The 20,657-nt window shown below is 39.9% G+C and carries 16 protein-coding genes and 1 tRNA gene; all 17 read left to right on the top strand.

The features are described from left to right. The first annotated feature begins 112 nt into the window (after positions 1 to 112). Complete coding sequence (locus tag KI375_RS23715; RefSeq protein WP_212975865.1) at positions 113 to 1,519, top strand: sucrose-specific PTS transporter subunit IIBC; 1,407 nt, start codon at positions 113 to 115, stop codon at positions 1,517 to 1,519. A gap of 19 nt (positions 1,520 to 1,538) precedes the next feature. Further along, entirely contained in the window at positions 1,539 to 3,776 is a 2,238-nt protein-coding gene (gene bglX / locus KI375_RS23710) for a beta-glucosidase BglX (RefSeq protein ID WP_212975864.1), read from the top strand. Between the two features lie 3 nt (positions 3,777 to 3,779). Next, the gene (locus KI375_RS23705; protein WP_212975863.1) at positions 3,780 to 5,231 is read left to right on the top strand and encodes a glycoside hydrolase family 32 protein; all 1,452 of its coding nucleotides are present in this window, start codon (positions 3,780 to 3,782) and stop codon (positions 5,229 to 5,231) included. A gap of 401 nt (positions 5,232 to 5,632) precedes the next feature. Further along, entirely contained in the window at positions 5,633 to 6,130 is a 498-nt protein-coding gene (locus KI375_RS23700) for a PTS sugar transporter subunit IIA (protein WP_212975862.1), read from the top strand. Positions 6,131 to 6,285: 155 nt separating this feature from the next. Next, positions 6,286 to 8,007 (top strand): phosphoenolpyruvate--protein phosphotransferase, encoded by a 1,722-nt coding sequence (gene ptsP, locus KI375_RS23695; RefSeq protein WP_212975861.1) that lies wholly within the window; start codon positions 6,286 to 6,288, stop codon positions 8,005 to 8,007. A 302-nt stretch (positions 8,008 to 8,309) separates the two neighbouring features. After that, a complete protein-coding gene (locus tag KI375_RS23690) occupies positions 8,310 to 9,899 on the top strand; it encodes a putative polysaccharide biosynthesis protein (protein WP_212975860.1) in 1,590 nt (529 codons plus the stop codon). An 11-nt stretch (positions 9,900 to 9,910) separates the two neighbouring features. Beyond that, positions 9,911 to 11,368, top strand: a complete 1,458-nt coding sequence (yabN, locus tag KI375_RS23685) for a bifunctional methyltransferase/pyrophosphohydrolase YabN (RefSeq protein WP_212975859.1) — start codon at positions 9,911 to 9,913, stop codon at positions 11,366 to 11,368. Between the two features lie 32 nt (positions 11,369 to 11,400). Next, positions 11,401 to 11,670 carry an RNA-binding S4 domain-containing protein gene (locus tag KI375_RS23680; RefSeq protein ID WP_212975906.1) on the top strand — a complete coding sequence of 90 codons (270 nt, stop codon included), beginning with the start codon at positions 11,401 to 11,403 and terminating at the stop codon, positions 11,668 to 11,670. A 201-nt stretch (positions 11,671 to 11,871) separates the two neighbouring features. Then, on the top strand, positions 11,872 to 12,174 hold the full coding sequence (gene yabP, locus KI375_RS23675; RefSeq protein ID WP_212975858.1) for a sporulation protein YabP: 303 nt from the start codon (positions 11,872 to 11,874) through the stop codon (positions 12,172 to 12,174). Beyond that, positions 12,171 to 12,797, top strand: a complete 627-nt coding sequence (yabQ, locus tag KI375_RS23670; protein ID WP_212975857.1) for a spore cortex biosynthesis protein YabQ — start codon at positions 12,171 to 12,173, stop codon at positions 12,795 to 12,797. The genes yabP and yabQ overlap by 4 nt, the downstream gene beginning before the upstream one ends. An 18-nt stretch (positions 12,798 to 12,815) precedes the next feature. Continuing rightward, positions 12,816 to 13,211, top strand: a complete 396-nt coding sequence (locus KI375_RS23665; RefSeq protein WP_207453772.1) for an FtsB family cell division protein — start codon at positions 12,816 to 12,818, stop codon at positions 13,209 to 13,211. 73 nt (positions 13,212 to 13,284) lie between these two features. Continuing rightward, positions 13,285 to 13,716, top strand: coding sequence for a S1 domain-containing RNA-binding protein (locus KI375_RS23660; RefSeq protein WP_212975856.1), 432 nt, complete (start codon positions 13,285 to 13,287; stop codon positions 13,714 to 13,716). Positions 13,717 to 13,945: 229 nt separating this feature from the next. Beyond that, positions 13,946 to 14,019: transfer RNA gene (locus tag KI375_RS23655), tRNA-Met, on the top strand. 672 nt (positions 14,020 to 14,691) lie between these two features. Next, positions 14,692 to 17,172, top strand: a complete 2,481-nt coding sequence (spoIIE, locus tag KI375_RS23650; RefSeq protein ID WP_212975855.1) for a stage II sporulation protein E — start codon at positions 14,692 to 14,694, stop codon at positions 17,170 to 17,172. Positions 17,173 to 17,333: 161 nt separating this feature from the next. Continuing rightward, on the top strand, positions 17,334 to 18,068 hold the full coding sequence (locus KI375_RS23645; RefSeq protein ID WP_212975854.1) for a VWA domain-containing protein: 735 nt from the start codon (positions 17,334 to 17,336) through the stop codon (positions 18,066 to 18,068). After that, the gene (locus KI375_RS23640) at positions 18,037 to 18,984 is read left to right on the top strand and encodes a protein kinase domain-containing protein (protein WP_212975853.1); all 948 of its coding nucleotides are present in this window, start codon (positions 18,037 to 18,039) and stop codon (positions 18,982 to 18,984) included. The genes KI375_RS23645 and KI375_RS23640 overlap by 32 nt, the downstream gene beginning before the upstream one ends. A gap of 147 nt (positions 18,985 to 19,131) precedes the next feature. Continuing rightward, on the top strand, positions 19,132 to 20,541 hold the full coding sequence (tilS, locus tag KI375_RS23635) for a tRNA lysidine(34) synthetase TilS (protein WP_212975852.1): 1,410 nt from the start codon (positions 19,132 to 19,134) through the stop codon (positions 20,539 to 20,541). Positions 20,542 to 20,657: the final 116 nt, after the last annotated feature.

Below are 20,657 nucleotides of genomic sequence, written 5' to 3'. Positions count from 1 at the left end.
ATAGTAAAAAAGTGCAACGCCCTATTTGCGTATTCCTATTATCATTGTTGATATAGGTCATTTAAATAGCATGAATTGACATAAATACTATTACAGAAATGGGGTAAAAAAAATGAGTAATACTGATTATCAAAAAATTGCTCAGGATGTCATTGAAGGCGTCGGCGGGAAAGACAATATTATATCGATGGCCCATTGCGCGACTCGGCTAAGGCTAATTGTCAAAGACCGCGATGTGATTGATGACGAAGTAATTGAGGAGATCGATATGGCTAAGGGCGTCTTCTTTACTTCTGGACAATACCAAATTATTTTTGGAACCGGTACCGTGAATCGGGTCTATGAAGCAATGCTTAAAGAAGGAATCTCTGGTACGACAAAATCAGACTTAAAAGAGATTGCTTCAGACAAAAAAGATGACAATATCTTCTTGAAAATAATTCGTCTTTTTGGAGATGTATTTGTACCAATTATTCCAGCGTTGGTCGCTACCGGATTATTTATGGGGGTAAGGGGGTTAATTTTACAGCCTTCGATCCTAGCGTTTTTCGGTTTAACGCCAGACAGTATTTCAGATAATTTCATTACATTTACTGAAATCTTAACAGATACTGCGTTTGCTTTCTTACCAGTACTCGTTTGTTGGTCGGCGTTCAAAGTGTTTGGAGGCTCTCAATTATTAGGAATATTATTAGGGTTAATGCTTGTCAACCCTAGCCTGCCAACTTCATGGGATGTTGCACAAAATGTAGAAGAACCAATAAAATTCTTCGGATTTATAAAAGTTGCTGGTTATCAAGGCTCAGTCTTGCCCGCATTTATCGCAGGAGCATTGGGTGCGAAGATCGAAACATTTATCCGGAAAAAGGTACCAAATGCACTCGACCTAATTCTTACACCCTTTTTAACATTACTTATCATGATCGTTCTAGCCTTTTTCCTAATTGGACCTGTCTTTCATGAAGCAGAGTTATTATTATTAACTGCTGTTACGTATATTTTAGAATTACCATTCGGAATTGGTGGTCTAGTTTATGGTGGTATCAATCAACTTATTGTTGTAACAGGATTACATCATCCATTGAATTTAATTGAGATCCAAATGCTTGCAGATACAGGCAAAAACCTAGTTAACCCAATTAGTTCGGCCTCTATTGCTGCGCAAGCTGGGGCTGCATTTGCAGTTGCAGTAAAATCAAGGAATATAAAGACAAAGGCGATTGCTTTTCCATCAACCTTTTCTGCTTTATTAGGAATTACAGAACCAGCAATCTTTGGTGTGACACTACGTTATGGAAAACCGTTTATTATGGGATTAATTGGTGGAGCTGCAGGCGGATTTGTTGCCGGATTACTTCAATTATCAGCAACAGGGATGTCGATCACAGTGATTCCTGGACTTTTGCTTTACTTAAATAACCAAATTTTTGGCTATGTTTTAGTGTGTGTGATCGGATTCGCTGTAGCCTTTATCCTAACGTATCTTTTTGGGTTTAAAGATAAACAAAAAACGAATTAATTAGGAAGGATTTTTACTGATGGAAAAAAATGGACTTCTAGCTCTGATTGATTCTCTTTCTGTTGAGGAAAAAATTGGTCAACTTGTACAACTAACTGGAGATTTCTTTGCGAATGGGACTGAGACCACTGTTACGGGTCCGATCAAAAAATTAGGACTGCACGAAGAGTATAATATTTATCATACGGGTTCCATCCTAAATATTACAAGCGCTGATGAAATAATAAAAATTCAAGATAAATATCTTAAAAACTCAAGCCATAAAATTCCTTTGCTTTTTATGGCTGATATCATTTATGGATTTAGAACGATCTTTCCTATTCCATTGGCCCAGGCTTGTAGCTGGAACTTCCCTTTAATTGAAGAAGCAGCTTCTGTAAGTGCTAAGGAGTGCTATGAGGAAGGGGTACATGTTACGTTTGCCCCTATGGTCGATATTGTAAGAGATCCTCGGTGGGGACGCGTCATGGAGTCTCCAGGAGAGGATCTCCTAATAGCCGAATTATACGCCCAGAGTGTCGTAGAAGGGCTTCAGGGAAGTTCGGAACAGACCACGATACCGGAAGATAAAATTGCCGGTTGTGTAAAGCATTTTGCTGCCTATGGAGCTCCTGTAGCAGGACGTGAGTATAACGCAGTTGATATGTCTGAACACATGTTGCGAGAAGTATATCTACCGAGTTACTTAGCAGCTGTGAAAGCAAAAGTAAAGCTTGTAATGACCGCTTTTAATACACTAAATGGGATTCCTTCAACCGGAAATGAATGGTTAAATACAAAAATATTACGAGATGAATTTGGATTTGCAGGTGTTCTGATCTCCGATTATGCGGCTGTTGAAGAATTAATCACTCATGGATATGCAAATGGTGCGCAAGAAGCCGCTCAACTTGCTTTAAAAGCTACGGTTGATATTGATATGAAAACTTCTGTTTTTGCAAATGAATTAGCAGCCGCCGTTCAATCCAATGAACAAATGATGACATTGTTAAACGAAGCGGTATATAGAATTGTCAACTTGAAAAATGAACTTGGTCTATTTGAAGATCCTTATAGGGGATTAAAAAATAAGTCAGCGGGAAGCAGTAGTATCTTAAGTAAGGAACATAAGGAAACAGCCTTAAGGCTTACTGAAGAATCAATTGTTTTGTTAAAAAATGATGGCATCCTCCCAATTGAAAAAGATAAAAAGGCAGCGATAATCGGACCTTATCATGATGAAACTTCTACTTTAGGTATGTGGGCAATAAAGGGCGATGTAAAAGATACCATTACTTTAAAAGAGGGGATCGATAAGATTTCCAAGAATGACCATAATCAATTTTGCAGAGGTTCACATTTATTAGAGAAGGGTTCAACAAAATCGCTTGGAAAATTTGAAGAGCAAATCCCTAATGAATTAAGCAGTCAGGATGAATTAATAGCAGAAGCAGTAAAAGTAGCTGAGAATGCAGATGTTGTGATATTGGCATTAGGTGAAAGCATCTATCAAAGTGGTGAAGGTGGATCACGTACAGACCTTACACTTCCTAGACCCCAACAGGAATTATTCGAGGCTATCAGTGTATTAGAAAAACCACTCATTACCATCATTTATAGTGGCCGCCCATTGATCCTAACGGATGTTGAAAAACACTCAAATGCACTTATTCAGGCATGGTTTCCTGGTACTATGGGTGGGGAAGCCTTAGCGAATATACTTTACGGTGTGACGAATCCATCAGGGAAGCTTTCAATGTCCTTCCCAAGAAGTATGGGACAAATACCAGTCTTTTATAGTGAGTTAAGCACAGGTAGACCAGACTTAGCTGAAAATGGTTATTATCGCTTCGCTTCACGTTATATTGATGAATCTAATAAACCATTGTATCCCTTTGGTTATGGAATCTCGTATACAAACTTTAAATATAAGAATCTTTCTCTCAATAAGAAGCAGATGAACAAACATGATGAATTAGTTGTAACGGTTGAAGTGGAGAACATAGGAAATTATGATGGAGAGGAAATCGTCCAACTCTATTTAAGAGATCACTTTGGCAGCACTGCAAGACCTGTTAAGATTCTGAAGGACTTTAAAAAGGTGTCTATTGAAAAGGGTGAAACGACAACCATTTCGTTTACAATCGTCGAAGAGCAACTAAAAATCTATCGCAGTGATTTGAGTTATGCTAGTGAGATCGGTCAATTTGATGTTTTTATTGGCTCAAGCAGTGAAGACTTACCGTTAAAAGCAACCTTTGAATTGGTGGGCGAGTAAGAAATGCTAAATGAAGACAAAAGGCTTCGATTGCTGGCAGAGGAAGAAGTGGAGAACAATAAAGCGTTAGTAGAAAAAGACCCGTACCGCCTCCATTATCATGTGATGCCGCCGGTTGGTTTATTAAATGATCCAAATGGGTTTATTCAGTGGAACGGAATATACCATCTCTTTTATCAGTGGATGCCATTTAAGACAGGTCATGGTGCAAAGTTTTGGGGGCATATTTCATCCAAAGATCTAGTTCATTGGGAAGAGCAACCTATTGCGCTAACACCTTCAGAATGGTTTGAAAAAAACGGCTGTTATTCAGGAAGCGCAATTGAACATAACGGGAAGCTTTATTTGTTTTATACCGGCAATGTGAAAGATGAAGACGGGAATCGACAAACCTATCAATGCTTGGCCATCAGTGAGGATGGTATCGACTTTTCTAAAAAAGGCCCGATTGTACATCTTCCAGATGAATATACAGCCCATTTCCGCGATCCGAAGGTTTGGCAGCAAAATGGAGCGTATTTCATGGTTGTCGGTGCTCAGACAACTGAATTAAATGGGGCAGTGGCACTACTACGTTCTGAGAATCTTACTGATTGGACACATATGGGGATATTAGCAGGAGGCGGAAAAGGGACCCTAGGGCAATTCGGCCATATGTTCGAATGTCCGGACCTTTTTAACCTGAATGGAAAAGACATATTAATTTTCTCTCCCCAAGGGCTGTCTGCTCAAGGATTCAAATATCAAAACGCCTATCAGTCAGGATATGTAGTAGGAACATTTGATCCGGAAACGACAAGCTTTCAACATGGGCCTTTCGATGAATTAGATCGTGGTTTTGATTTCTATGCTCCTCAGACCACCCTAGATCAAAAAGGAAGAAGAATATTATTTGCCTGGATGGCTGTACCAGATCAAAATGAACAAGAGCATCCGACAATTCCCTATAAATGGCTTCATAATATGACCCTTCCACGTGAATTAAAATTAATCGATGGGAAAATATATCAAAAACCGGTAAAAGAGTTAGAACAGTTACGGGTAGGGTCGCCTGATTCCCATTATCTGGAATTAGTACAGGAAACCATTAACCTAACAGGTGTACATGGAAAAACGCTTGAACTGATGATTGATCAGATAAACGTTGTAGAGGGAATCTTTTATATTACGATTGGTGGAACAGCAAGATTAATTTATTCAAAAGAGGATAGAAATTTCACCCTAGAACGACAGAGCTATGCCGACGGATTACCGGAGAAGCGCCAATGTCATGTTGAGGCACTAGCTTCACTCCAGATATTTATTGATACATCTTCAATTGAAATATTTATAAATGGCGGTGAGGAGACATTCACTGCCCGGTTTTACCCTTCTCTACTAGATGACTCTATTCTTTTTGGGGCATCGAGTAAAAGTCAGGCAACTGTACAAAAGTGGACACTAGCAAACCAATAGATTACAGAAGATGTTCAAAAAGTCCGGTAAAAATGACACTGCGAGATAAAGGAACTACCGACACGTCCTGTGTCGAACGTCGAAGTCACCATAACACGCGCAAGCTCGTTGGCTTGTTTCTACGCTCCTTGGAAAAGAAAACCACTTTTCCTTCGTGCGATGCGGATTCAGGGATGCTTTCCTTGTGCTCATGTATTAGGGAAAGGATTTTCCGTTAAAATCGCCCGCGTCCTGTGGGCAACACGGAAGTCAGTACATCCTTTACAAGAACTGCACCGCCTAGAACTTTCGACGTACAGGATGTACTAGTGTCGGCGTTGCTGACAGGACGTCAGCGCCTTTAGCCGACTTGGTCCTTTTTATCCTTCTTTTGAACACGCACTTACATGGAGGTTTGAAAAATGTTACGAAAATTATTTGGGAAAGAAAAACCAACAGAGGAAATACTGAAAGCCCCAGTCAATGGAAAAGTCGTTAGTCTGGAGGATGTACCTGATCCTGTATTCTCACAGAAGATGATGGGCGATGGAGTCGCCATTGAACCGAAAGATGGCCAAGTTGTTTCACCAGTAGAAGGGGAGGTTATTCAGGTATTCCCTACGAAACACGCGATCGGATTGAAGGGAAAGACCGGCATTGAAATTCTGATTCATATCGGTTTAGAAACCGTTCAAATGGAAGGCGAAGGATTTGAAACGTTCGTCAACCAAGGCGATAAGGTCAAGGTAGGAGATGTATTAGTCCGCTTTGATAAAAACCTGATTGAGGAGAAGGCGACGAGTTCGATCATCCCAATTGTCCTGACAAATGGCGATATTATTGAGTCGGTAGATCATTTTGAAACCGCGGATGCGGAAAGTGGTGTAACAGACTTATTGAAAATAACGGTTAAGAATTAAGGCCATTCTGATATAAATTGAAATCTTCAATTAACGGAGCTTTTCCTTCATCTCCTACGAAATCAGAAGATCAAAGGCTAAATTCGCGACTACCTGTCGCCTGAACAAGTCATACGGGATAAAAGAAACATCGAAAAAAGGAGGCTTGATGCTGAATGAGTACTGATTTACAAGGAATAGGCGCATCAGCGGGTATTGCTATAGCCAAAGCCTATCGTTTGCAGGAGCCTGAACTGACGATTGAAAAGCGGGAAATTGCAGATCAAGAGGCGGAAAAACAACGATTTGAACAAGCCATCGAGCAGTCTAAAGCAGAGCTTGAAACGATTAAAGACCATGCGAACCGCGAATTGGGTGCCGATAAAGCAGACATTTTTGCCGCTCATTTACTTGTGTTAAGTGATCCGGAATTGCTCACTCCCGTGTTGGATAAGATCGGGTTAGAGGGAATCAATGCGGAGGTAGCCATGAAGGAAACCGCGGATCAGTTTGTTTCGATCTTCGAATCGATGGATAATGATTATATGAAAGAACGTGCCGCTGATATTCGGGATGTTACAAAACGTGTGATTGCCAACTTATTAGGTGTGCAAATCCCCAATCCAAGTCTGATTTCGGAGGAAGTTGTGGTCATTGCCGAAGATTTAACCCCTTCGGATACAGCCCAGCTCAACCGCCAATTTGTCAAAGGTTTTACCACTGATATTGGAGGGCGTACTTCTCACTCCGCCATTATGGCTCGATCGATGGAAATACCAGCAGTTGTGGGTACAAAACAAGCAACCGCCCGGATTGAAAATGGAATGATGGTAATTGTGGATGGCTTGGATGGAGCGGTTTTGATTGATCCTTCCGCTGAAGAGATGGCTTACTATCAGGAAAAAAAGGCAAAATACGAAGCACAGAAAGTGGAATGGGCAAAACTGGTTCACGAACCAACTATATCGAAGGATGGCCAGCATGTAGAGCTTGCCGCCAATATTGGGACACCGGATGATATAAAAGCTGTGTTAGAAAATGGCGGCGAAGCTGTCGGGCTATACCGAACAGAGTTTTTATACATGGGCAAAGACCAACTGCCTACAGAGGACGAGCAGTTTGAGGCCTACAAAACTGTCTTGGAAAAAATGGCGGGGAAATCAGTGGTGGTTCGTACCCTCGATATTGGCGGAGATAAAAAACTCTCTTATTTACAGCTGCCAAAAGAGATGAACCCGTTCTTAGGCTTTCGAGCCATTCGCTTATGTTTAGAAGAACAGGACATATTCCGTACCCAACTCCGGGCCTTACTCCGGGCAAGCCACTATGGAAACTTGAAAATTATGTTCCCGATGATTGCTACGATTTCCGAATTAAAGGAAGCCAAAGCAATTTTGCAAGAGGAAAAGGCACAGCTGGTTGCAGAGGGTGCCGAAGTATCCGATTCAATCGAAATCGGCATGATGGTCGAGATCCCATCCACAGCTGTGCTGGCAGATCAATTTGCGAAAGAGGTTGACTTCTTCAGTATTGGCACCAATGACTTAATCCAATACACAATGGCAGCCGACCGTATGAACGAACGTGTAGGCTACCTGTATCAACCATACAATCCCGCAATTTTACGTCTCGTCTCCATGGTGATTGATGCCGCCCATCAAGAAGGAAAATGGGTAGGGATGTGTGGGGAAATGGCCGGCGATCCCATCGCGATTCCCCTATTACTTGGTCTAGGGCTTGATGAATTCTCCATGAGCGCCACCTCGATTCTACCGGCGCGATCACAAATAAAAGAGCTAGAAAAAGAACAAGCAAAGACGATAAAAGAGACGGTTTTATCCATGAACACGTCAGAAGAAGTCATCGAATTTGTGAAAAAGACATTCCCTAGCGAATAATACCCAAAAAAAGGCAGATGTGAACATCTGTCTTTTTTTGAGGTTTAGAAAACCAGAATTAGCCCCTTTAAATCAACAAGATCATGACTAGTTGATGAGAGTGGAAGGCGGCCTGGGGATTAGCGTGACAAGTGAGATCTCGCCGAAGCTAAGCGTCTGCCTGCAACGAAAAAGGCTCTCACATTGTGATTAACGATTAAAAGTGGAGTAGGAACGAGAGAAATCCTTGTAAATAAGGCTTCAAAACCGAAACATGTTATAATACTTTTTATTTAGTATTTATTGAAAGGCGAGATTGTCGATTGTCAACACAAACAACTAATCATTATATGAAGGGAGCGTTTATTTTAACGATCGCTGCCTTTATTGTCAAAATTTTAAGTGTCGTATATCGAGTTCCTTATCAAAACATTGTGGGCGATGTTGGTTTCTATATCTATCAGCAAGTGTATCCGATTTATGGAGTAGGAATGATCTTGGCTACCTCGGGTTTTCCTGTCATTATTTCTAAATTGGCTGCTGAGGATGGGACTGGAGAGCGGGCATATTTGGCCCATCGCATGCAGGCTGCTCTGATTACACTTCTTTTTGTGGGGATTGGTTTATTTTGCTGCTTTTTCTTTGGGGCTTCTCTGATAGCGCAATGGATGGGAGATCCACAATTAACTGCTTTAATTCAAATGACGGCTTTTATGTTTCTTCTTCTTCCCTTTTTATCGATTAGTCGTGGATATTTCCAAAGTACAGGAGATATGCGCCCTACTGCAACGAGCCAAGTAATAGAGCAAACAGTGAGAGTCGTCATTATTATGATGTCGGCTATTATTCTAACATCCAATGGGTATTCGCTGTATGAAGTTGGAACAGGGGCGATTGCAGGGTCCTTAATTGGTGGAGTAATTGGAGTAGGAATCCTGCTTATGTATATGGTAAAAAGAAAAACATATTCTTTATTTTTTATAAAGGGTTTATCCTGGAAGAAGCTTTACACCACAGCCCAGATTGTCCTTGTGCATGGCGCTGTTTTTTGCCTTAGTGGGATGGTCCTTATTTTATTTCAATTTGTGGATTCATTTAGTATTTTTTCTTTATTGAGAAATTCCGGGATAGAAATTGAGGAGGCTAAAGCGTTAAAAGGGATTTTTGATCGAGGACAACCGCTTATTCAATTAGGAACGGTCGTCGCCTCTTCCTTTTCCCTCGCACTCGTACCCATCGTGACAGCCGCTTGGATGAAGGATGATGAACAAACCATCCAGATAAGATCAGGCAGTGCCCTGAAAATTACGCTTGTAATCGCAGTTGGAGCTACTATCGGACTTATCAATATCATGAAACCAACTAATACGATGTTATTTGCCAACGATCAAGGTTCAGCAGTACTATCGGTTCTATCTATTTCTATTTTGTTTAGTTCTTTGATTTTGATTTGTACAGGGATCCTACAAGCGTTGGGCCAAGTATTTATTGTAGGAAAGTATATTTTAATCGGCCTAATCGCCAAAATCATCGGCAATTATATAGGAGTAGCTTTATTAGGAACAATGGGAGCTTCCCTATCAACCGTTATCGGTTTAGCTATTACGGCCATTTTATCCATTCGTAAGCTACAGACACGAGTTTCTATTCTTCTGCCAACGGTCAAAAAACTCCTTCCTTCCATTTGCTTGGCTGCGCTAGGAATGACACTCGTTTTACAATTATGGTTATTTTTGTTTTCCCTTTTTGAAGTGGGGCGTTTGCTCAGTATCGCTCTATCTTTATCAAGTGTTGTTCTTGGAGCAGGTGTCTATCTTTGGATCATTTTAAAAAGTGGAAGCTTGACAGAGGAGGAGCTTTCTTTTTTCCCTTTTAGTAGCAGATTAAATCATCTTAATTCAAATAGAAAGTGAGAGGTTAAAGAGTGAATAAAGAAATAACCGTAGTCGGGTTAGGTTCTGGAGACTTGGATCAACTGCCTTTAGGCATTTATAAATTATTAAAACAAGAGAAGCATTTCTTTTTGCGAACGAAAGAGCATCCTGTTGTAGCAGAATTAGTAGAGGAAGGATTTATCTTTGAATCATTTGATGATATCTATGAAAAGCATGGGGACTTTACGAGTGTGTATGATGAAATTACCCAGTTCCTATTGAATAAAGCGGAGAATGAACAGATTGTTTATGTGGTTCCAGGGCATCCACTTATCGCAGAGAGAACCGTCCAACTTTTATTGGAACAGGCGCCGCATAGAAATATAAAGATCGAAATTCAGGGAGGGCAAAGCTTTTTAGACCCCTTGTTTACATCTTTAAAGATAGATCCTATTGAAGGATTCCAGCTTCTAGATGGAACATCGTTACAGAGGGACGAGCTTCAAATCCAGCAGCATATCATTATTGGTCAAGTGTACGATGCTTTTGTTGCGTCTGAAGTAAAATTAACGCTTATGGAGAAATATCCAAGTGATTATGAGGTTTCTCTTGTTACGGCAGCGGGAAGTAAGATGGAGAAGATCAGGAAGCTCCCATTGTATGAATTAGATCACGGTATTACATTGGATAATCTAACCAGTTTATATGTTCCGCCCATTGCCGAGCAGGAACAGGCATATAAGGAATTTTCCACTTTGCGGCAAATTATTGCGGATTTACGAGGACCCAATGGCTGCCCTTGGGACCAGGAGCAAACCCATCTTTCGTTGAAAAAATATTTAATTGAAGAAGCTTATGAACTATTAGCCGCGATTGACCAAGACGATATCGAGAATATAATTGAAGAGCTGGGGGATATTTTACTGCAAGTTATGCTTCACGCCCAAATTGGGGAAGACGAAGGCATGTTTTCGATTGAAGATGTGCTAGAATCGATCTCAAGAAAAATGGTTCGTCGTCATCCTCATGTATTTGGTGATGTTGAGGTACGTGATGCTGCGGAAGTTACAGTAAATTGGGACAAAATCAAAGCAACGGAGAAAAATAGAAATGAATCTATTTTAGCCGAAACGGCAAAAGGCTTACCCGCTTTAATCAAAGCTTATAAATATCAAAAGAGGGCAGGGAAACTAGGGTTCGATTGGGGAGTAGCACAAGAAGCTTGGGAAAAAGTTAAGGAAGAAATGCAGGAATTCGAGGTGGAGATGGCGAAAGAAGATAGACAAGAGCAATTAAAGGAATTAGGGGATCTTTTATTTTCAGTTGTGAACGTTTCTCGGCTATTGAATATATATCCTGAAGAAGCACTCGAAAGAACAAATGAAAAATTTGCCCGCCGCTTTTCTTACATAGAAGAGAAGGTAAGGGAAAGTGGAAGGGGATTTGAGGAATATACCCTTGAACAACTTGACCAGTTTTGGGATGAGGCAAAGGGGAAAGGATTTTAAAATTATATAAAGAGGTGAAGTCATTGGCAACCATGCGTTTAGATAAATTCTTAAAGGTTTCTCGGCTAATAAAAAGACGAACGCTTGCTAAGGAAGTGGCAGATAAAGGGAGAATTCTGATTAATGGACAACAGGCAAAAGCAGGCTCCAATGTAAAGGTAGGAGATGAATTAGAGATTCGCTTTGGCCAAAAGCTTGTATTCGTACAAGTGACAGAGCTTCAAGAGTCCACCAAAAAGGAAGATGCCGCAAGTATGTACAAGATTGTAAAGGAAGAAAAAATAACGACAACAGATCAGTGAAAACACGTATAAAGTGAAACATCGATTATGGGGTTTTTCGATGTACAGGATGTGCTAGTGGAGACAGGGCGATTTTTATCGCGAACCTATAGCCCGTTAATTTCGAGATAAAAAGATAGATACTCTGGTAAGGGCTTGTTCTATTTCCTCATTCTCTCTCATATGTATGAAGTAAAATGAGTACGAAAATGAGGGATGAAAATGAACCAATATCATGAACCTATGGCAAATAAGGCCCCAACACCAGAACATGATTTAACCATGCGAGGAAGAAAGCTACTTGATATAACCGGTGTGAAACATGTGGAAAGTTTTGATAATGAGGAATTTCTTTTAGAAACCACAATGGGCTATTTATCCATCCATGGTCAGAACCTACAAATGAAGAACCTCGATGTTGATAGAGGAATCGTCTCCATTAAAGGGAAAATATATGATCTCGTTTATCTTGATGATCATCATGGGGAGAAGGCTAAAGGGTTCTTTGGCAAGTTGTTTCGATGACTTTATCTACACAATTTTATACCATGCTCGCGATGATTAGTATGGGTGGTTTTTTTGGTGCATCGCTCGATACGTATCAGCGATTCCTAAAAAGAGGTAGTCGTGGTAAGATTATTGTTTTTATTAACGATATATTATTTTGGATTTTGCATGGTGTGATCGTTTTCTATGTGTTATTCCTTGTCAATTATGGTGAGGTGCGCTTTTATCTTATTTTAGCTATTTTATGTGGCTTTGCGGCTTATCAGGCATTGATGAAAGGTTTTTATCTTCGTCTATTAGAAGGGATCATTTCCTTCATAAAAGCGACCTGGTCCTTTATTCTAAAATTATTCTTTTTTCTTATTTATCGACCCATTAAAGCGATTCTCTTCCTAATTTTTACTATTTTGTTAGGAATTGGCCGTTTCGTTTGGGTTCTTGTAAAAGGGGTCGGAATCGTGTTATTATGGATAGCAAGGATAATATGGTATCCGTTTACCCTTTTAGCAAAAGGTATTCTTTTATTGTTACCTAAGACATGGGTAACAACATTACAAAAATTATTTCATTCTATAACTCGCATATGGATTAGAATCGTCCATATTGTTCAAGGCTATATGAAGAAGTTTTTCAAAAAATAACGGTGAGGAGGCCTCAGGATGGGAATGAAAAAGGTTGCTTCGTTGGAAACTACTTATATGAAACAACAAGAAGTCACAATGAGGAAGGCGGCAAGAAGAAAAAAGCTTCTTATTCGCAGGCTAACGGCATTCCTTATCCTGACAATCGCCCTGTCTTATTTGGTGATATCTTCTCTTGTTTCTAAAAATTCCATGTTAGCTGAGAAACAAGCGGAAAAAGCGAAATTGGAACAGAGCCTTGCCACTTTGGAGAAAAAACAAGCCTCGCTGGAGAATGAACTTGTAAAGTTAAATGATGAAGAGTACATAGCAAAACTTGCGCGAAGAGATTACTTTCTTTCTGAGAAAGGGGAAATCATTTTTAACCTTCCGGAAACCAAAAAGAAAAAAGAGAAGGAAAAGGAGTCTTATTGACACTTTTTTCAAAAGTTAGCTATAATATAAGGTAAAGGTTACTTTTATACTTTTAAGGAGGATAAATTTTTTTATGTCGATCGAAGTAGGCAGCAAGGTACAAGGCAAGATTACAGGCATTACTCATTTTGGGGCGTTTGTGGAATTACCCGGTGGCTCTACAGGACTTGTTCATATCAGTGAAGTGGCCGATAATTATGTAAAAGATATTAAAGACCATTTAACCGTTGGGGATGAAGTCCTTGTGAAAGTGTTAAATGTTGAGAAAGACGGTAAAATTGGCCTGTCTATTCGGAAAGCAAAAGACCAGCCGGCGAGTCAATCCCATTCAAATTCAAATTCAAATCACCGTGACAATCATCGTCATAACCGGACGAATGAACGTGTGAAGGAAAGCTTTGAGAGTAAAATGAATCGTTTTCTAAAGGATAGTGAGGATCGCCTATCTTCATTAAAGCGTAATACGGAATCAAAACGTGGCGGACGCGGTGCAAGACGCGGTTAACTTGTTGTCTGTTTTATATAAAGTGGTCTATCTGTTCGTCGAGAATAGATGGGCTATTTTATTTTTATAGGGAAGCTGCATGTCTCGTTGAGCTATGGTTGTTTAGATGGAAATTTTTGTATACAGCATTTTAGCCATTAATAGTCTCTTAATGCATGAGATAAATAATAATTGACAAGTTTCTTAGAAAATTGTATCATAGAATCTGTGCCTTTGGCATGAGTAACTTGGCGGTGTAGCTCAGCTGGCTAGAGCGTACGGTTCATACCCGTGAGGTCGGGGGTTCGATCCCCTCCGCCGCTATACAGAAAAGCGGAAGGCGGTTGCCCAGGGGCGACAAGCAAATGTTCTGGAATTCAGGAAGGGCGGTTTTCCCTTCTGAAATTCCAGGTTATTTGACCTCGAGCCCCTACCGCCTGCAGCTAGACAAAAAGAAAAGCGTAAGCGCCTGTCCAGCGACGTACAAATTTAAAGGCTTCTGACGAGATAAAGGAAACACGGCGAAGGATGAGCCGATGTTGACTTATCGTAGGAAGAAGTCGTAAATTTGCTAGTCGCTAGGCGCTGGAGCTAGACAAAAAGAAAAGCGTAAGCGCCTGTCCAGCGCTGTTTTATCCAACAATCTATTGGTCATAAATACAAGTTTCTTGTTTCAACAAGGGCTTGTATTTTTTTTGCATTTTATCTCACATTAACGGGCAAAAAAACCCCTGTTTATTGTAGTTTCACTTTATCCGTATATGCTCTATAAAGCGAGACTGCCATCAGTAAGGGTTTAGACTTTCTTTGAAATTTCCTAGTCTTGAAGTGGGGGTCTTACGGATGGTTGCACCGGGATAAATTTCTAATCATCTGGGATTTTGCCTCATTTAGTCGAACTTTTCTTTCAATTCCCTCCCTAGAAATGACAAAGTTTTAGAAAAGCCTCCTTTATAATAGAGCCAATCATAACTTTGTGTGGGGAGTGCGATTAAAATGGATAAAGGTGGAAGAGGTTTTGCAGAATCATCTATTCAGAATTCGACTTTAAGTGGAACGAAGTTTGATATGTCAAATGGCTTCAAGAAGGTAGCGCAGAAATTGGAGAATCTGATTTTGCAAAAGGGCTTAGCTTTATTTTTGGTTGCCTTGCTTTTGGGACGAGCTCTTATTTTGTCACAATTGACTCCTTTTATATTGCCGTTTTTTGCTGTTGTCTATTTATTAAAAAAGGATAAGGCTCCGATCGTATTATTTGGCCTTTTAGCAGGGGCGTTAACACTGGGGATTGGAAATGCGGTTTATACATTTGGTCTATGTTTAATTTATCTCATTAGTCTTAAGCTACTTTCTTTGATTGTTCAACCCAGTGTAAAAATGTTACCATATGGTGTTTTGTTGATTTCCCTTTTTGTAAAATGTGGTTGGGTCTTTTTTCAAAATGGACAAACCATTTCACAATTTGATGCTTTAATGGCAGCTGTAGAAGCAAGCTTAAGTTTTGTACTAGTCTATATTTTTATGCAAAGTATTCCATTTCTTACATCTAAAAAGCGAAAAAAGTCGTTAAAAACAGAAGAAGTTGTAAGTCTTATTATTCTACTGGCCTCAATTATGACAGGCACGATTGGCTGGACAGTGTATGATCTATCTGTTGAACATATTTTATCGCGTTACCTTGTAATTCTCTTTGCCTTTACAGCAGGAGCGACAGTAGGATCGACTGTGGGCGTTGTAACCGGACTCATTTTTAGTTTAGCCAGTGTCAGTAGTCTCCTGCAGATGAGCTTACTCGCTTTTGCAGGATTATTAGGTGGTTTATTAAAAGAAGGAAAGCAACTGGGTACAGCCTTTGGCCTAATGATTGCCACGTTATTAATGGGTTTGTATGGAGAGGCGAATTCTCCCTTACTTGATACAATCTATGAATCCGGCATTGCTATTTTTCTTTTATTGATTACACCGAGGAGTTGGTCTGAAAATATCGCGCGTTATATCCCGGGTACTACTGAGTATACGCAGGATCAACAAAGATATGCGAGAAAAATCCGTGATATTACAGTAAAAAGGGTCGAGCAATTTTCTTCTGTTTTTCAGGCCTTATCCAATAGTTTTTCACAGACGGAAAAAGTGAGTGAATCTGAAAAAGTAGAACAAGAGTTTGATTACTTTCTAAGTGATGTGACAGAGAAGACCTGTCAAATGTGTTATAAAAAATCTCAGTGTTGGGGTACTGACAACTTTGATACAACTTATGATTTAATGAAGAACATTATGCATGAAATGGATGAAAATACAGGAAGTATTCCAAATACGCTTAATCAACAACTAGAACGACAATGTAATCGCTCGCAAAAGGTGAAGAATGCTATTCATCAAAGACTGAATGTTTATCAGGCAAACCAACAATTGAAGCTGCAAGTAAAGGAAAGTAGAAAGCTCGTTGCGGAGCAATTGTTAGGCGTGTCAGAGGTGATGGGCGATTTTGCCAAGGAAATACAAAGGGAGCAAGCCAATCATCAAAAACAGGAGGAAATTATTTTAGATGCTTTACAGGATTTTGGAATTGAAATTGAAGAGGTTGAAATTTACAGTCTCGTACCAGGGAATATCGATATTGATATTACCTTGCCGGGCCAGAATGTCCTAGGGGAATGTGAAAAAATCATTGCACCACTCCTTTCTGATATTTTAAATGAAACAATCATTGTTCAAAAGGAGGAACAAGGATCCTTTGACTTTCTGTATGCCACATTTCGCTCTGCTAAGACATTTGTCGTGGAAACAGGCGTGGCTCATGCGGCAAAGGGTGGTGGTTTTTTATCTGGGGATAGTTATTCGATGATCGAGTTAGGCCCTGGGAAATTTGCTGCTGCCATTAGTGATGGGATGGGAAATGGCGAGCGGGCTCATCATGAAAGCAGTGAGACATTGCAATTATTACAGAAGATTTTAAAGTCTGGGATAGAAGAGAAAGTGGCAATCAAATCGGTTAATTCCATTTTATCCTTACGATCAACGGATGAAATTTTCTCAACTTTGGACTTAGCGGTAATTGATTTACAAGATGCGCAAACGAAATTTTTAAAAATCGGATCCACCCCGAGCTTTATAAAAAGAGGCAAGCAAGTATTGAAAATTGAAGCGGCCAACCTGCCTATTGGAATGATCCAGGAATTTGATGTAGATGTTGTGACAGAGCAATTAAAAGCGGGAGATTTACTGATAATGATGAGTGATGGCATTTTTGAAGGGCCAAAAAATGTAGAAAATTATGAAATATGGATGAAACGAAAGTTACGTGAGATTGAAACAGAAGACCCCCAAGCGATTTCTGATCTCATCATGGAAGAAGTGATTCGCACTTGCTCAGGGACGATTTCAGACGATATGACCATTATGGTATTAAAAATAAAACATAACACACCTAAGTGGGCGGCGATTCCAGTGAGGAGCAGAGGAATGAAAATCTCTTAAAAATTGTATAAAATTTCCTTTTTGAGGCGAGGATGTTAAAAACAGGAGCCCGAAGGATGTGGGGCAGAATGGCGTTCCAACGTACATGGATGTACTAGTGTAAGTGAGGAAGCTAGATGTGCGCCTATATGCCTGTTTAATTGCCAAATGGAGGGGAGCTTATGACAAAAAGTCCTTTAAAGCAGATTTTACTGATTACAGATGGATGTTCCAATCAAGGAGAGGATCCAATTGCGATCGCGGCCTTAGCAAATGAAAGTGGGATTACAGTCAATGTCATTGGTGTTGTTGAAAATGAATCAATTGAACAAAAAGGAGTTCAAGAGATTGAAGGCATTGCAGCTTCTGGTGGTGGAATTAGCCAGATTGTGTATGCAGAACAATTATCGCAAACAGTTCAGATGGTAACTAGAAAGGCAATGACTCAAACCTTACAAGGTGTGGTCAATAAAGAGTTGCGGCAAATCTTAGGGAAAGAGACGGATATGGAAGAACTCCCGCCAGATCAACGTGGGGAAGTTTTGGAGGTTGTTGATGAGCTTGGTGAAACCTCCGATATCGAGGTTCTAGTTTTAGTAGATACAAGTGCCAGTATGAAGACGAAACTCCCAACCGTAAAAGAGGCTTTATTAGATTTATCCTTAAGCCTAAATGCACGTATGGGTCATAATCGTTTTGCTGTCTTTATATTTCCTGGGAAAAGAAAGGAAGTTGAAAAGCTTCTAGATTGGACACCAAATCTAGAGTTATTAACATCAACTTTTCCAAAATTGGCTGTTGGCGGTATTACCCCAACTGGGCCAGCTTTACGCGAAGCCATGACCTATTTCAAGAAAAAGCGTTCTTTGAGAGGACTGCTATCGAATGATGATGAATACATGGAAGACTCAATGTGAATTTCCTCCTGGCACAGTTGTAACAGGAAAATGGCGTGGTGGAAATTATCAACTTATAAGGGAACTTGGTTCTGGAGCGAATGGGATTGTGTATCTAGCTAAAGGAACGAAAGGGCATACTGCATTAAAAATGAGTATGGATAGCCTTTCAATTACATCAGAGGTCAATGTTCTGAAAGCTTTCTCTAAGGTCCAAGGGGATTCCCCAGGGCCTTCTTTGCATGAAATGGATGATTGGGATAGTCCACGAGGGAAAATTCACTTTTATACAATGGAATATATACAAGGTCCGAATCTACTTTCCTTTATTCGTAAAAATGGACAGACCTGGGTAGGGATTTTGATTGTGCAGCTTCTAGATACATTGGAGAAGCTCCACCAGGAAGGATGGACATTTGGAGATCTGAAGCCGGAAAATTTAATTGTATCAGGTCCACCACCTAGAATCCGTTTTATTGATGTTGGTGGTACGACGATGAATGGAAGGGCAATTAAGGAATTTACGGAGTTTTTCGATAGAGGATATTGGGGATTAGGTTCTCGAAAAGCTGAACCAACCTATGATTTATTTTCTACAGCTATGCTTTTTATCCATATGTATTATCCTAAGAAATTTACTAAAGTCGGGGATGGAAAAAAACAATTGATGCAACAAATTAATGCCCATTCCGAATTATCTCGTTTCAGTCCTGTTCTTCAAAAGGCTTTATTTGGCCAATATGATTCTGCAAAAAGAATGAAGGGAGAGCTGCTTAGTATATTATCTGAAAAGAGGAATCAAGCACCATCCTATGCAAGGCGACATGCTACAAGGCAAAAGAAAAAGAAGAAATCAGGCTCTTTGAAGGAGACCATCATGGTTTTGTTGCTTACAATTGTTCTTTATGCTCTATATATCTATAGTTACCTTCTATAAAATGTCTCACAGCTTTATGAACGTTTTACAGATACAACTGGAGCTCATTGGAGTGAAATGGTAACATAATTAGGAGTGTTTATGTGATGGAATAATAAAAAGAGGATTTTGGCAAGTCGCACTTTTCTTGTAAAGGGATGGAAAAACATGTTGCAGTTTGAACGAAAGACAGAGGCTTTTATCCAGAAGCATGGACTGGTTGAAAAGGGAGACTATTTTGTAGCTGCGGTATCAGGGGGACCAGATTCTCTTGCAATGGTTGACTTCTTTATTACACGGAAGGAAAAATATGGGATTCAATTGGCTGTTGCGCATGTTGATCATATGCTAAGAGGGGAAGAATCCCATCAAGATCTTTTATATGTAAGGAAGTATTGTGAGGAAAGATCAATCCCCTTTCATAGTACCGCGATCGATATTGCGCAGAAAATGAAAATGAACAAATCCGGTATGCAGGAAACGGCAAGACTGTATCGCTATCAGTTTTTAAGGGAAGTAATGGAAGAGGTTAATGCAAATAAACTTTTGACCGCCCACCATGGGGATGATCAGATAGAAACTATTTTGATGAAATTAACCAGGGGGGCAACAGGACAAGCAAGAGCAGGCATTAGCATCAGGCATTCTTTTGGAAATGGAGAGATCCTCCGTCCGTTGCTTGCCGTCTCAAAGCAAGAAGTTGAGGCATATTGCCATCATTATCAACTTGAGCCAAGGCTAGATCCAAGTAATAAGAAGAGGGATTATACAAGAAATCGGTTTCGTTTGGATGTTCTCCCCATTTTAAAAGAGGAAAATGAACAGGCATTAGAGCATTTTCAACGTTTTCATGACGATTTGACGGAGGATGAGTCCTATTTACAGAGTCAAGCAAAACAGCGATTTAATCAAATATGTCGAGTCGATGAAAATCAAGAAATTCATTTGCATATTCCTGCCTTTTTAGTGGAACCTTTGCCTTTACAAAGAAGAGTGATTCATCTAATATTAAATTATCTTTACCAATATAAGACACATGATATTTTAGCTGTACATACTGATTTGATCCAGCAGTTAGTAAGATCCGAAAATCCATCTGGAAGACTTGATTTTCCTAGAAAGTTGAGGGTTATTCGTTCTTATGCATCCTGTCGTTTCACTTTCAGTGAAGGAAGTGAACTTCAGTCACCTTATTATTTTGAGTTATATGTGGGGAATAAAGCAATTTTACCTGATGGTGGAAGCCTGGAATTAAGGGAGACGAAAGACTGGCTAATAAAAGAGGATTCAAATTCATTTTTGTTAGATGAGCAAGAAATTCAACTTCCGTTAATTATTCGGACTAGAAAACCAGGTGATAGAATAAGGTTAAAAGGAATGAAGGGAAGCAAAAAGATTAAGGACATTTTTATTGACCAGAAGGTTTCTTTGGAAGAACGGAAGGTTTGGCCGATTGTAGTTGATTACACTGGCAAAGTCCTGTGGGTCCCTGGTTTGAAAAAGTCTAGTTTTGAAGGGAAATCCCAAAATAATCATAATTATGTTCTACTATATGAGGATGTTCAAAAAGTCCGGTAAAAATGATACTTCGAGATAAAGGAACTTCGACTAAATACCGACACGTCCTGTGTCGAACGTTTGCGATTGACTTCAGTGTAGTCGCCGACTTGGTCCCTTTTATCCTCCTTTTTGAA

The organism is Bacillus sp. J14TS2 (assembly GCF_018333015.1).
GTDB lineage: Bacteria > Bacillota > Bacilli > Bacillales > Bacillaceae_C > Lederbergia.
The sequence above is the reverse complement of the archived record's forward strand: the minus strand, read 5'-3'. Positions and strand labels throughout refer to the sequence as shown.